Here is a 14,136-nt window from a genome sequence, read left to right as displayed (position 1 = left end):
CTCTAATTTATAAGCATTTTTGGTATTTTCATAGCAAATAACGATGTATTGGTTGGCTTATAAATATATAAATAAAAGTAGTTTTTTAATTAAAGAATAAATTTAGAAAATGTGTAATTTTGTAAATACTTTATTTGATAAAAGCTTGTTTTACTATGTGTTTTGATTAAAATATAATTGCTTGATATAAAATAACTTTGATTGTTTTTATTTATATGGAGATAATAAATGGTGGTCAGAGGCAGAATCGAACTGCCGACACGCAGATTTTCAGTCTGCTGCTCTACCGACTGAGCTATCTAACCACGAAAAAGAATTATAATTATATCTTGGTATTTATTAAAATTTGTTTAATTATACTAAATTTTTATATTTTTTTGTAATCTAGTATAAATTTGACCTTTTTCAAGGTCAAATTTATCATTTTGTAAAAGCATATTTTAATACATCTCTTATATGTTTAACTGGTTGTATATCTATAGCTTTTTTAACTTCATCTGGTATTTCATCTAAGTCTCTATCATAGTTTTTTTGAGGAATTAGAGCTAATTTTACACCAGCTTTATGGGCTGCAATTAATTTTTCTTTTAAACCGCCTATTGGCAATACATCGCCGCTTAATGTTATTTCTCCTGTCATTGCAACATCTGATCTTATTTTTTGGTTTGTAAAAATAGAAGCAATTGCTGTTGCTATAGTTATTCCAGCACTTGGACCATCTTTTGGAGTTGCACCTTCTGGGACATGTAGATGAAGGTCGTATTTGTGGTAAATTTCATCATCATTTTTTTCATCTTGTGTTTTTGGAATAAGATTTTTTGGAACTTTTAGATATTTTTCGTCTATTAAAACTTTTACAACACTATATGCAATTTGAGCCGATTCTTTCATAACATCGCCAAGTTGCCCTGTTAATTGAAGTAGTCCTTTACCGCGTATTTTTATAGCTTCTATTTTAAGAACATCCCCGCCAACGCTCGTCCAAGCAAGACCATTTACTATACCAACTTGTGGAGCTCTTTTGATCTCATCTATCTCAAAAATTTTCTTTTCTAAATACTCTTTAACTTTTGCTTTTGTTATAGTTGTTTTTTTAATCTCATTGTCGCTTAAAACTATATTTTTGGCTACTTTTCTTAGAATATCTGCTATTTTTCTTCTTAAATTTCTAACACCACTCTCTCTTGTGTATTCACTTATGATAAGTTCTATCGCGTCATTTTGAAAAATTACCTCTTTTGTGCTTAGAGCATGTTTTTGTATTTCTTGTGGTATTAAGTATTTTTTGGCTATTTCAAATTTTTCTTGCGGTGTATAGGAGCTAAGAAAAATAAACTCCATTCTATCTCTAAGGGCTGGTGGTATCATACTCACATCATTTGCTGTGGCTATAAATATAATTTTGCTAAGATCTATGTCAAAATTTAGATAATAATCTCTAAATTTAGAATTTTGCTCAGGATCTAAAATTTCAAGCATTACAGCACTTGGATCACCCCTATGTCCGCTTCCTATCTTGTCTATCTCATCTAAAACCATTACAGGATTCATCTGTTTTGCTTCTATAAGACCTTGAACTATCCTACCAGGCATTGCACCTATGTAGGTTCTTCTATGCCCTCTAAGCTCATTTACATCTTCTAATCCACCAAGAGCTACGCGTATAAGCTCTCTTTTTAATGCTTTTGCTATTGAGTTTGCAAGGCTAGTTTTACCAACGCCAGGAGGCCCTGCAAAGCATATTATGGCACCATTATTTAGTTTATTGTCGCTTTTTCTTTTTTCTATGAGCTCTCTTAGTGCGAAATACTCTTCTATTCTCTCTTTTGGTTTTTTTAAAGAGTAGTGGTCTTTATTTAGCTGTTTTGAGACTTGTGCTATGCTGGATTTTTGTTTTGAGATTTTTTCAAAAGGCACTTCAAGTGTCCAGTCAAGGTAGCTTTGCACCATTCCAGCATCGGCCGAATCTGGATGAAGGCGAGCTAGTTTGTCTATTTGTTTTTTTATCTCTTTATAAGCCTCAGTTGATATAAATTTCTTTTTAGTTTCTAACTTTTTCTTGTATTCTTGAATTTCTTCTTCTTTGCTATTATCTGTGCCTAATTCTTCTTGAATTTGTTTTAGTTGTTCTTTTAAAAAATACTCTTTATTTACTTTTTCTATACGAGAATGAACTTTGCTTTTGATATCTTTTTCTATCTTATGGGATTTTATCTCTTCTGTTATATAATCAATCAGTCTTAAAGCTTTTTTTTCAAATTTAGTTTCTATAAAAAACTCATAAGCCAAATCTTTTTTTAATCTAAGAGAGCTTGATATAAGGTCGCAAATCCTTATGGGATCTATATTTTCTTCTATGGCTTTAAGAAGTTCTGGTGGAAAGTAACTTATAAATTTGTTTAGCGTTTTTACTTTTTCTATAAGTGTATTCATAAGTGCTTCAACCTTATTTGGCTCAGGCAAAATCTCTTCTATGGCATCAACTTCAGCTATCAATGGCGTTTTTTGTATTTGTTTAATTATGCGACCTTTTTGAATACCTTGAAAAAGTATTTTTACTCTTCCATCAGGAATGGTAGAGCGTCTCATGATATTTCCTATAACACCACAATCAAAAATATCATCGAAGTCTCTACTACCATCATTTTGAGGCTTGGTTGTAGTTATAAGTATAGGTTTAGAGTTTTCTTGTGCGTAATTTATAGCTTCTATATTTTCATTATCTTCTATAAAAATTGGCGTAATCATAAAAGGATATAAAAAAAGACTATCTTCTACTAAAACAGATATTTGCATTGGCAAACTTTCAATCTTGCTTATCATATTTTCTCCTATTCAAAAATGCTTCTATACCACGGAAGTGTTGGTGGTATTAAATTTGTATCTTTATAAGGGGAATTATTTATCTTTTCTTTATAAATTTCAGCAGATATATCTCTACCAGTTCTTTCATATAAATCTGCTATTTGTAGATCTAAATAGTGTGTAGCAAGATTAAATTTAAGCAACATTGTCTCGGCTAATGGTCTATACATTGAGTTTGGATATTTGTATAAAAAATTTTGTATTTGAGCAGTTGTATCATCCATTAGTTTTTGATTTCTATTTGGTCTTATAAATGAGTCGAAATTTGCTTTCATTTTTAAAAACTCTGCATATTCTGTCTTTTTATAATCCCCGTATTTTTTTATATATTCATCCAAATAGTAGTTTGCAAGCAGATACTCTTCATCTTCCATATGTGCTTGTGCTAAAATTATTAAAATAGTTTCTAGCAGTGGCGAAGCGACATGTTCGCTTTGCATGGATGTATAGTGCTTATCGGCACTTTCTAAGTCTCTATCCCTAATATCTTTTATTATCAGAGAATACCACGCATCTGGGGATAAGTTGTAAATTTCATCAGATTTTGTTGAGCATGCAGTCATTACAAACGCAATTAATATCGCAATAATATATTTATATGATATTTTCATATAGCAATTTCCTTATAAAATAAATTCTTGGCATAATTTTACACTTTTTTATTTTATTTGTTTATAAAAAAGGGATATTTATATGCTTTTTGATAAAAAAATGATAGAATAACATAATAATATAAATTTATAAGGAGAGTATCATGATTTTTGATATAAAAAGTCCTATATTGGGTTTTGAACAGATAAAAAAGGCTAAGATTGTTCAGATAGATGATTTTTTTGCAAGATTGGAAAGCCAGGATGATAAAACAACTTTTACACTAATAAATCCTTATGGATTTAGAGATTATGCTTTTGAAATTCCGGATTATTATATAAAACTTATGGATATAAAAGATGATAGCGAACTTAGAGTTTATGTTATAGTTGCACTTAATTCACCACTTGAAGAATCAACTATGAATTTCGTTGCCCCTATAGTTTGTAATATGACAAATAATACCATTTCTCAAGTTATACTTGATACAGTTGGTTATCCTCAATACAAACAAGCTGATAGGATAGCTAACTATATAAATAAAGACAACTAAATTTATGGAAGAAATTTTTATACTTGGTAATGGAGCTATGGCGACTGCTATGGCTTTTGGATTAAAAGATAAATATAGCATTGTTTTGGTTGGCAGAAACAGACAAAAATTAGAAAATTTAGCAAAACAAGGCTTTAAAACAGAGCTTTATGGAGATAAATTTGATATAAATAATAAATTTATAATACTAGCTTTTAAACCTTACGCTCTTGATAGTGTTAGTCAAATTTTAAGCGGAAAAGCTGATTTGATTATAAGTGTTTTGGCTACATCTTCTCTTGAAGAGATAAAAAATCAAATTTCTTCAAATAGATATATAAAAGCTATGCCAAATATAGCGGCTAAATTTAAATCTTCCATAACTCCTTTTTTCTCAAAAGATTGCCAAAATGAAGATGAGGTTATTTTATCTACATTTGGTGAAATTTGTAGAGTCGATAGTGAAGATGAGCTAAATATGGCAATGGCGATAAGTGGCTGTGCACCGGCGTATTTGGCTTTGGTTGCTGAAGCTATGGCTTGTGGTTGTGTTAGTAAAGGGCTTAAAAAAGATATAGCTCATAGTATTACCGCTGGTGTTTTTAAAAGTATATCAGCCCTGCTAAAAGAATCTCATCCAGCTCTTATAAAAGAGTCTGTTTGCTCGCCTGCTGGAACTACTATAGAAGGTGTTAATGTCTTAGAGGAGCATTCAGTAAGATCTGCTTTTATAAAAGCTATCAAAGCAAGTATAGATAAAGCGAGTAAATAAATTTATATTTTAATAAAAAATGGTAAGCTTTATTTAAAGCTTACCAAATTTACTATTTTTTGTAGTTTTCAGATTCTATCTATACCTTTTTTGATACTATCTAAATCTGTTGCATAAGACATTCTAAAATATCCATCTAATCCAAATCCTATGCCTGGAACTACCGCTACTTTAGCTTCACTTAACATATCTTTGCAAAATTTCATAGAATCTTTTTCTATCTCACTACAATTTACAAATATATAAAAAGCCCCATCTGGCTTTAATGCTTTTAATCCTTTTATATCATTTATTGCTTTTACAGCGTAGTCTCTTCGTTTTTTGTATGCTTTATTCATTTTTTCTACATCTTCGTTTGATTCGCCAAGTAATCCAGGAATTGCCCCTGCTTGAACAATAGAACTTATATTTGATGTACTTTGACTTTGTATAGATTTAACAGCTTTTGTAAGCTCTGGAATTTTACAAGCCATATAGCCAAATCTCCATCCTGGCATTGCACCGCATTTGCTAAGTCCATTTATAGTTATTGTGCGTTTTAACATATCTTCACTTATACTTGCTGTTGCGCAAAATTCTCCATCAAATACTAATTTTTCATAAATTTCATCACTGATTACAACTATATTTGTATCTTTTAAAATTTCAGCAAATTGGCTTAATTCTTCTTTTGTGTATATTGAACCTGTTGGGTTACTTGGAGAATTTAGTATGAGTAATTTGCTTTTTGGCGTAATAGCGTTTTTTAGTTGCCCAGCTGTAATCTTAAATTTACTACTCTCATCTGTATTTATAATCACTGGTGTTCCGCCTGCAAATTTAACTATTTCAGGATAACTTACCCAGTAAGGTGCTGGTATGATAACTTCATCGCCTTGCTCTATCATAGCTTGAATTATATTGAAAATGGAGTGTTTAGCACCAATATTTGTTATTATCTCATTTGTTTCATATTCTAAATTATTGTCTTTTTTGAGTTTTGTTTTTATAGCTTGTAAAACTTCAGGAGTTCCTGGTACTGGAGTGTATTTTGAACAACCTTGTGATAAAGCAACTTTTACGGCACTTTTTATTATCTCTGGTGTATCAAAGTCTGGTTCTCCTGCACTCAAACTTATAACATCTATGCCATTAGCTTTCATTTCTTTTGCTTTTGCACTTATTGCCATTGTTACAGATTCTTTAATAGATTTAGCTCTATTTGTGAGATTTATATTCATTAGATATCCTTTATGAAATCAATGTAGTAAATTTAAAACATAATTATTATACTATTTTTTTCTTGTTTTAATCATAAAGTATATACTTGAAAATAAACATAAGATATATCCAAAAAACTCACTTCCTTCTTGAACTATATTTTTGACAATATTTGCATAATTATTTGGTAATAATAAATTCCAAAACATAGTTGTTCCAAATAATCTTGAAAATACTAGTATTGTTAAAAGTCCAGATATCATCATGCCAAAATATGGTAAGTTTTTATAGTATTCAAAGCCATTTAAAAGTTTATTTTTATCCCTAAAAGCAAGTATTGTGCCAGTAATAGTTGTTATAATAGCAAAATAAAACCAAGAACCATGATGCAATATATCAAATAAGAAATCAAGCTCTCTTATTAACATACACATAAAAAATGATCCTATAAGTATGCAAATGTGTTTTAAAATATATATTTGTTTTGCCATATAAAAATATATACAAATAATAATAAAAAGTATTATTTCTTGTGAAATTCCAATAAAAGAATATTCACTTGCTATATCGTTTATATCTTCAATGTTGATATTAGCGTATGATACAAGCATTATGGTAAGTAAAATAAAACTCATTATTAAAAATATTAAAATATGTTTTATTAAATTCATAAATTTAACCCTTTTTTTAAAACTTTTTAATTTTTAATAATATATTTTTTATATAACTCTTCTAAAGCCTTATCTTTTGATAATATATCTTCGTTGTCTTTTTGTAAAATTTCTTCAATTATTGAAATTCTTTTTACAATATATTCAAATAGCTCTTTGTTTATATTTGGAATTTTGTTATGAGAAAGTGGTGTTTTATCACAACCTCCAAGTACTGTAGCGGGAATTCCAACAGCAGTACAATTTGGTGGAACATTTTTTACTACAACGGAATTTGCTCCTATTTTAGAGTTTTTTCCTATTGTGATATTTCCTAAAATTTTAGCTCCAGCACCAACTACAACGCCTTCTTTTAAGGTAGGATGGCGTTTTCCTCTATCTAGGCTAACGCCACCTAAAGTTACGCCTTGATATAACAATACTCTATTGCCAATTTCGGCAGTTTCTCCTATAACAATTCCAGTTGCGTGGTCTAAAAAAACTCTTCTTCCTACTTTTGCAGCAGGGTGAATATCAACTCCTGTGAAAAATCTTGAAATTCCAGCCATTACTCTAGCTAATCTTTTAAATCCTTTGGTATGAAAAAAATGTGCAAAACGATGGTTTATAATAGCCCAAACCCCAGGATAGTTAAAAAATATCTCTAACAAGCTATTAAAAGCCGGATCTTGCCTTTTTGGTTCTAAAAAATCTTCTTTTATAATATTTAAAAATTCCATGTCTCAACCTATGGTTTTTAGGTATCCGTTATCATTTAAAAATAGATATAATTCACCTAAAATATGTTTTTTTTGTTTTTCATCAACAAGCTCTGATTTTTCAATTCTCTCATTTAATGTGTCTCTTATCTCATAAACATCATAATCCATATCTTCTAAAATGTCAAGAACTGATTGTGATTCTAGCACATCTGATATCTCATAACCACCATTTTCTTTTAGCGTTATCGTGGCTTCAGTTGGATGGGTAAAAAGATTATGACTCATTCCTAAAACTTCTTGATAGGCACCAACTAAGAAAAATCCTAGATAATAGTTTTCGTTTTGTATATCAATATCGTGTAAGAAAAGTTGATTTTTATCTATATCAAAAGGGATTTCTCCATCACTATCACAGGTTATATCCCAAATAGAAGCCGATCTGGTTGGGCGTTCGTCAAGTTTTTCAAGAGGCATTATTGGAAAATGCTGTTTTAATCCCCAAAAATCAGGTAAAGATTGAAATAACGAAAAATTTACAAGATATCGCTCTTGGACTTCATTTTGTATTTTTGATAAATCACTAAAATTTTGTTTATTTCCAAGCATTGCAACTGCTTTTTTCATTATAAGATTTGCAAGTATTTCCGCATTTGATCTATCTTGCAAATCCGCATATCCTAAATCAAATAGTGTTAAAACGCTTTCCATATGAGCTATTGAGTCGTGAAGATATTCAAGAGCATTTGTTGGTTTTATGTTTTGATATAAATCATAAAGCTCTGTTATAAGCGGAGGATTTGTTTTTTTAAGACATATTTTATCCTCTGAGTACTCTTGTGAAAATAGCTCCAAAACAGGTGCAACTAAAACAGCGTGATTTGCAGAGACATATCTGCCAGATTCTATAAATATATTTGGTTCTTCAACTTTTTTTTGATTTGATATTGTTTTTAGTAAAAATACAACATCGTTTGCATACTCTCTTAAAGTATAGTTTCTAAGAGAGTTTTCTTTCATTTGTGAGTATTCGACAGCTAATCCACCGCCCAAATTTATAGCTTTTAGGTTTTTTGCCCCCATTTTTCTAAGTTCTGCATATATATTTCCAGCTTCAGTTAAGGCTTTTTTAAGAGGATGAATTTCGTTTATTTGAGAACCTATATGAAAATGTATCATTGTAAATTTATCAAGTAAATTTGCCTCTTTTAATAAATTCATAGCTTCTATTAGCTCTGTTGATGTTAATCCAAATTTAGAATTAATGCCGGCACTTTTTGCCCAAGCACCGCTTCCAGAGCTGTGAAGTCTTATTCTAAGACCGATATTTGGTTTTGGCTTAAATCTCTCTTTGGCAGTTTCAATTATCCCTTTTAATTCACTTAACCCTTCAATGGTAAGAGTTATATTATGCCCCATTTCTGCTGCAATAAAACCTATATTTATTAGCTCTTTATCTTTAAAACCATTTACTGTAATTGGTGCTTCGAAGTTATTATAAGCCATTGCTAATAAAAGCTCAGCTTTGCTTCCAGCTTCTAGCCCGTATTTATAGGGATTTCCTATCTTAACTAAGTTTTTTACAAAACCTGGATATTGATTTACTTTAAGCGGATAAACTGCACTAAAATTGCCATTGTAATCAAATTCTTTTATGGCTCTTTGGAAATTTGAATAAATTTCAACTATTTGCTTTTTTATAAGATGTGGAAACCTAAGCAATATCGGTCCCCTTATGCCATCTTGCCTAATATCGTTTATCATATCTATCAAAGCTGGTTTAAAATCTGTATTTAAGCAGACTCTACCGCCGCCATCTATTGTAAAATTTGAATTACCCCAAATGCTAAGACCATAATCATTCATAAATTTGCCTTTAATTCTTGTTTTATATCTGAAATTTTGATCTTTTTATCTTGTTTATTTTGTAAATTTTTATACCAAATTTCGCTGTTTTTCGCTTCATCTTCTCCTACGCACAAAAACACATTAGCATTTATATTGTCAGCGTTTTTTAAGTGTTTTGTTGCATTTTTTGCCTCATAAGATATTTCTACTTCATATTCATCTCTTAAATTTAAGCAAAGATTGTAAATTTGATCTATAAATTTATCATCCAAAGCACATAAATATATTTTTTTTCTTTGTATTTTGTAGTCTTTGGAAGATAAAATTTCCATTATTCTTTCTATGCCAAGGGCAAATCCTACGCCATATGTCGGTTTTCCGCCTAAAAACTCAACTAAATTATCATATCTTCCGCCACCCAAAACCGCACTTTGTGAGCCTATTTCATCACTAACAAACTCAAAAGCTGTTTTTGTATAATAATCAAGTCCACGCACAAGTTTTGGATCTATTTCAAATTTAATGCCATTTTTTGTTAAAATTTCTTGTAGTTTTTTAAATTCGCTTTCGCACTCTTTGCTTAGATTATTTATAATAAGCGGTGCATTTTTTAAAACTTCCTTGCAATGATCAACTTTACAATCTAAAACTCTTATTGGGTTTGTTTGTATGCGTCTTTTGCAATCCTCGCAAAGTTCATCTTGTATATTATTTAGAAAAGTAACAAGTTTATTTTTATATTCAGGCATACAATTTTTATCGCCTAGCGAGTTTATTTTTAGGGTTGTTTTTATGCCTAATTTTTGCAATATTTTAGCACCTATTATGATAACACTAGCATCTTCATAAATGCTATTTTCTCCAAAGCATTCTATACCAAACTGATGAAATTCTCTCAAACGCCCTTTTTGTGGTCTTTCGTATCTAAACATACTTCCGTGATAGAAATATCTTTTAACGCCACTTGTTTTATCAAATTTATGTTCTATAAAAGCTCTAACAACGCCCGCGGTTCCTTCTGGTCTTAAACAAACATCATTTCCGCCTTTGTCTGTAAATTCATACATTTCTTTGCCAACGATATCGCTACTCTCGCCAACACTTCTTTTAAAAAGAGAAGTGTTTTCAAGTTTTGGTGTCTCAATAAAACTATATCCAAAATTTAAAGCCACACTTTCGCAAATTTCCACAATATGTTTGTAAATTTGGGCTTTTTCGTTTAGTATATCATTCATACCTCTAAGTGCTTTAATCATTTATAAACTCCAAAATTTGTTTATGGATAGTTTGTATATCAAGAGTTGAATCAATGCTTAAAACATTAAAGTTGCTATTTTTAAATAAAATTTCCATATAGTGCTCAACTCTTTTTAAGTATTCTAATCCTCTTTTTTCAATGTTATCTAAATTTCTTAAATTAAGTCTATTTTCTAAAATATCAAAATTTGCTTTTAAAAATATAAATTTATCTCCAAAATCATTATCTAATGCAAATTCATTAAATTCTATAAGTTTTTCTATATCAAGCGCTGGATCGTTTGCCATAGCATAAGCAATTCCAGATATAAAGCCTCTATCACTAAAAATCATTTTATTTTTATTTGGTTTTATAATCTCATCATAATGTTGTGCTCTATCTGCTAAAAATAGTAAAAGTTCAGATTTGTAGGATATTTTACCACTATTTTGTAATAAAAACTCTCTTATTTTGTTTCCAAAATTTGTTCCACCTGGCTCTTTTGTGATTATGGCATCTTTGTAAATATCTGCTAAAAGCGATATTTGAGTGCTTTTGCCAACTCCATCAATTCCTTCTATAGTTACTAACATTTTTCATCCAACATATGTAAAATTTCTTTTGGCACTACGCTTGAAACATCGCCACCATGTAAAAAAATAGATCTAACCACCGAGCTGCTTACAAATGCGTATTTTAAAGATGGCATTAGATAAATTGTCTCTATGTTGCTCCATAGTGCGGTATTTGCATATCCCATTTGTAGTTCGTATTCAAAATCACTAACAGCCCTAAGTCCCCTTATGACTGTGTTTATACCGTTTTCTTTGGCAAAATCAACTAGTAGATTATCAAAGCCAACTACTTTTATATTTTTTATTTCTTTAGTGGCTATTTTTGTCATCTCAATGCGTTTTTCTAAGCTAAAATATGGTTTTTTATTCTCAGATAATGCAACTGCGATTATAACTTCATCAAAGAGTTTTTTAGCTCTTTGGATAACATCTAAATGACCATTTGTTATAGGGTCAAATGTCCCTGGATATATACATGATTTAAACATCTTATTTGCTACCTAAAAAATAAATCGTAATTTTATCTAAAATTTTATTATACATTAATTTATCTCCATTTTTTATATAAATTATGCTCAAAATTTAAGCTATCAAGCCATTTTCCAACAAAAAAGTTTTCTAAGTCATCAAGCGATTTAATATCTGAATAATTTGCATAAACAGGCGGTGCTATCATAACTCCAATGGATGATAACATAGCCATTTGATTTAGAGATATATAAGAAAGCGGCATTTCTCTAACGCCTAAGATAAGTTGCTTTTTTTCTTTTATGGCAACTGCTGCTGATCTTGTGATAAGATTATCGCTTATGCCTGATGTAATTTTGCCTAAAGTATTTATAGAACATGGTGCAATTATTGTTTTTGAAATACCAAAAGAACCGCTTGAAACAGGTGCTCCTAAGTCTTTGTTATCAAAAAATGTAATATTTTTAAATTTACTTTTATCAAGAACCGAATTATTTTCTATATTTAAAATATCCTTAGCATTTTGACTAATTACTGCAAAAATTTCTAAATTATTTGGTAAATTTAAAAGCAGTTTAATTCCTAAATTTACGCCACTTGCACCGCTTATGCAAACTAATACCTTCATTGTATCAATACTCCATTTTTTGATATAATTTTAGCATTAAAAAGTTTTCCGTCATTTGTTCTTACTCTTATAATATCTCCTATAACGCCGCTATCTAGGGCTCTAACTTCTACATTTACGCTTAGAGCATTATCTATAAAAATACCATTTATGGTTGAGTTTTTTTTAACATCCGCCATTATGCCAAATTGTCTTGATGTTAAAACACTTCCTCGTTTAATTTTTTGTTTTGATACTATATTTTTTTGCGGTATATCGCTTAGTGCATTTATTTTATAATCTTTTAAATCAATATATTCATATCTATAATCACTGATATTTAAAACATGTTTCGCGTTTATATCCTTTGTTGCGATAAAAGCTCCGATTTTGGCATCTAGTGTGTATTTAAAAAATAAAATTTTTCTGTTATTTGTATCATTTTTTTTTCTTAAAAAAAGTATAAATTTGCCATTTTCATTTCGTATATCTGTGATTTTTATATTATCAATATCGTATAAAAAAAGATCATTTGGAAGTTTGGTTTGTGGTGTTATATCAAAATTATTTATCTTTAAATCTCCATAATTTTTGTAAATTTCTTTTAAAACGCTGTTTTTAACTATATCCATAAAGGAACAATCAAGCTTAAATTCGACAATTCCGCCGCTAAAATCTCTATATTTTATACCATTTTTTACAAGCTCTAGTCTTATTATTTCGCTATTAACGCTAGTTTGGTTTAGATCAAAAAGCAAAGCAGTATCTTTGGGATCTTCTGTTATATCATAAAGCATAACGAAATTTGAGTTTATGCAGTATTGTGGTAAAATTTTTACATTTGCAAAACAAATAAGTGGGATAATTGTAAGTAATATAATTTTTTTCATCACAATGTATATTTTATTATTTGTATCTCATCGCCACTTTCTAGTTTTAAATTTTGTTCATTTGATAAGCAAATAGCATTATTTAAAGTAAGTGGTTTTATCATTCCTGATCCGTAGTTTTCCAAATATGGCGTGAAAACACCATCATTGTAATTGCCTAGTATTATATTTGTTCTTTGCGGTTTTAATTTTATAGTATTTGAAATTTTAGTGTTGATAGTTTTGTGTTTAAAATCCGCTTGTGCGTTCATTTTTTTAAGAGCCGGGATTAGTATTAAAAAACAGGTAAAAAATGCTGCCATGGGATTTCCCGGAAGTATAAAAACAAATTTATCATCTTTTATAAATACTTTTACAGGACCGCCTGGTTTTAAATTTAATCTATCAAAAATTTCTTTATATCCTAAGCCTAAAAGTGCTTCTTTCATAAAGTCTTTATCGCCCTTACTAGCTCCTCCTGAGCAAATTAAAACATCATAATTTAAATTTGATAAAAAAGCTTTTTTTGTATCTTCTAAAGAGTCTTTTATAATGCCCTTATAAACACTTTTAAATCCATTATAATTAAGTAAAGATGCGATTGCACTTGCATTTACATTGTAAATTTGCTCACTACTTGCATTTTCCCAAACTTCTACAAGTTCATCTCCGCTTGAAAAAAGTGCTATACTTGGCTTTGAAAAAACTAAAATTTCATTTATACCTTGACTTGCTAAAAGCATTATTTCACTTGGAGTTATTTTTGTGCCTTTTTTTAGTAAAATTTCTCCACTTTTTATCTCTTCGCCTTTGTATCTAAAAGCATTGTTTTTCTTTGTTTTTTCATCTATAAAAAGTTTATTATCTTTTATAATGGCATCTTCAAGGCGAACTATGGTGTCTGTATTTTTTGGCATTATTGCACCAGTCATTATGCGAATTGCTTCGTTTTTAGCTGCATGGTATTGTGTTTTATCTCCGGCGAAAATGGTTATTTGCGAGATGTTTAAAGGGTTATCTTTATCATCAAATTTAAAAGCATATCCATCAAGAGCACTGTTGTCAAAGCATGGAAGATCTTTTGATGCGTAGATATCTTTTGCTAAAACTTTACCTAAAGATGAGGCAATGTTTGTGTATTCATTTTTAGTGCAAGTATTTATTTTTGAAAAAAGTAAATTTAGCCCATCATTATAGTTCATT

The 14,136-nt window shown here is 29.7% G+C and carries 14 protein-coding genes and 1 tRNA gene; 2 read left to right on the top strand and 13 right to left on the bottom strand.

The features are described 5' to 3' along the window. Positions 1-229 precede the first annotated feature (229 nt). The 3 genes from CSPT_RS05705 to CSPT_RS05695 all read right to left on the bottom strand — a co-directional run bounded on the left by CSPT_RS05705 (position 230) and on the right by CSPT_RS05695 (position 3,476). Positions 230-305 (bottom strand) — tRNA-Phe (locus CSPT_RS05705). Between the two features lie 115 nt (positions 306-420). Next, positions 421-2,823, bottom strand: a complete 2,403-nt coding sequence (gene lon / locus CSPT_RS05700) for an endopeptidase La (RefSeq protein WP_235610052.1) — start codon at positions 2,821-2,823, stop codon at positions 421-423. A gap of 8 nt (positions 2,824-2,831) precedes the next feature. Continuing rightward, the gene (locus CSPT_RS05695) at positions 2,832-3,476 is read right to left on the bottom strand and encodes an outer membrane protein assembly factor BamD (RefSeq protein WP_089182711.1); all 645 of its coding nucleotides are present in this window, start codon (positions 3,474-3,476) and stop codon (positions 2,832-2,834) included. Between the two features lie 143 nt (positions 3,477-3,619). Between CSPT_RS05695 and fliW the strand changes: the two genes are divergently transcribed. Together fliW and CSPT_RS05685 are read left to right on the top strand one after the other, a co-directional pair. Further along, positions 3,620-4,009: a flagellar assembly protein FliW gene (gene fliW, locus CSPT_RS05690; protein WP_089182710.1), complete on the top strand. Its 390-nt coding sequence runs from the start codon at positions 3,620-3,622 to the stop codon at positions 4,007-4,009. Positions 4,010-4,013: 4 nt separating this feature from the next. Beyond that, complete coding sequence (locus CSPT_RS05685) at positions 4,014-4,760, top strand: pyrroline-5-carboxylate reductase (RefSeq protein WP_089182709.1); 747 nt, start codon at positions 4,014-4,016, stop codon at positions 4,758-4,760. A 68-nt stretch (positions 4,761-4,828) separates the two neighbouring features. On the opposite strand, the gene CSPT_RS05680 is transcribed toward CSPT_RS05685, so the two are convergent. From CSPT_RS05680 to CSPT_RS05635, 10 genes are read right to left on the bottom strand one after another with little or no spacing between them, the layout of a single operon-like run. After that, the gene (locus CSPT_RS05680; RefSeq protein WP_089182708.1) at positions 4,829-5,980 is read right to left on the bottom strand and encodes a pyridoxal phosphate-dependent aminotransferase; all 1,152 of its coding nucleotides are present in this window, start codon (positions 5,978-5,980) and stop codon (positions 4,829-4,831) included. A gap of 51 nt (positions 5,981-6,031) precedes the next feature. Then, a complete protein-coding gene (locus CSPT_RS05675) occupies positions 6,032-6,631 on the bottom strand; it encodes a hypothetical protein (RefSeq protein ID WP_089182707.1) in 600 nt (199 codons plus the stop codon). Between the two features lie 26 nt (positions 6,632-6,657). After that, complete coding sequence (gene cysE, locus CSPT_RS05670; RefSeq protein ID WP_089182706.1) at positions 6,658-7,350, bottom strand: serine O-acetyltransferase; 693 nt, start codon at positions 7,348-7,350, stop codon at positions 6,658-6,660. Positions 7,351-7,353: 3 nt separating this feature from the next. Continuing rightward, on the bottom strand, positions 7,354-9,195 hold the full coding sequence (gene speA, locus CSPT_RS05665) for a biosynthetic arginine decarboxylase (RefSeq protein ID WP_089182705.1): 1,842 nt from the start codon (positions 9,193-9,195) through the stop codon (positions 7,354-7,356). Continuing rightward, positions 9,192-10,433: a histidine--tRNA ligase gene (hisS, locus tag CSPT_RS05660; protein ID WP_089182704.1), complete on the bottom strand. Its 1,242-nt coding sequence runs from the start codon at positions 10,431-10,433 to the stop codon at positions 9,192-9,194. Before hisS ends, speA begins: the two co-directional genes overlap by 4 nt. Continuing rightward, entirely contained in the window at positions 10,426-11,007 is a 582-nt protein-coding gene (gene tmk / locus CSPT_RS05655; RefSeq protein WP_089182703.1) for a dTMP kinase, read from the bottom strand. The genes hisS and tmk overlap by 8 nt, the downstream gene beginning before the upstream one ends. After that, on the bottom strand, positions 11,001-11,477 hold the full coding sequence (gene coaD, locus CSPT_RS05650) for a pantetheine-phosphate adenylyltransferase (RefSeq protein ID WP_089182702.1): 477 nt from the start codon (positions 11,475-11,477) through the stop codon (positions 11,001-11,003). Before coaD ends, tmk begins: the two co-directional genes overlap by 7 nt. 59 nt (positions 11,478-11,536) lie before the next feature. Continuing rightward, entirely contained in the window at positions 11,537-12,085 is a 549-nt protein-coding gene (locus tag CSPT_RS05645) for a UbiX family flavin prenyltransferase (protein WP_089182701.1), read from the bottom strand. Next, entirely contained in the window at positions 12,082-12,954 is an 873-nt protein-coding gene (gene flgA, locus CSPT_RS05640; protein WP_089182700.1) for a flagellar basal body P-ring formation chaperone FlgA, read from the bottom strand. The genes CSPT_RS05645 and flgA overlap by 4 nt, the downstream gene beginning before the upstream one ends. Then, entirely contained in the window at positions 12,954-14,135 is a 1,182-nt protein-coding gene (locus CSPT_RS05635; protein WP_089182699.1) for a molybdopterin molybdotransferase MoeA, read from the bottom strand. The genes flgA and CSPT_RS05635 overlap by 1 nt, the downstream gene beginning before the upstream one ends. Position 14,136 lies beyond the last annotated feature (1 nt).

This window comes from Campylobacter sputorum subsp. sputorum, assembly GCF_008245005.1.
Lineage (GTDB): Bacteria > Campylobacterota > Campylobacteria > Campylobacterales > Campylobacteraceae > Campylobacter_F > Campylobacter_F sputorum.
Note: the sequence above shows the minus strand (reverse complement) of the source record. Positions and strands in the feature narration are given on the sequence as shown.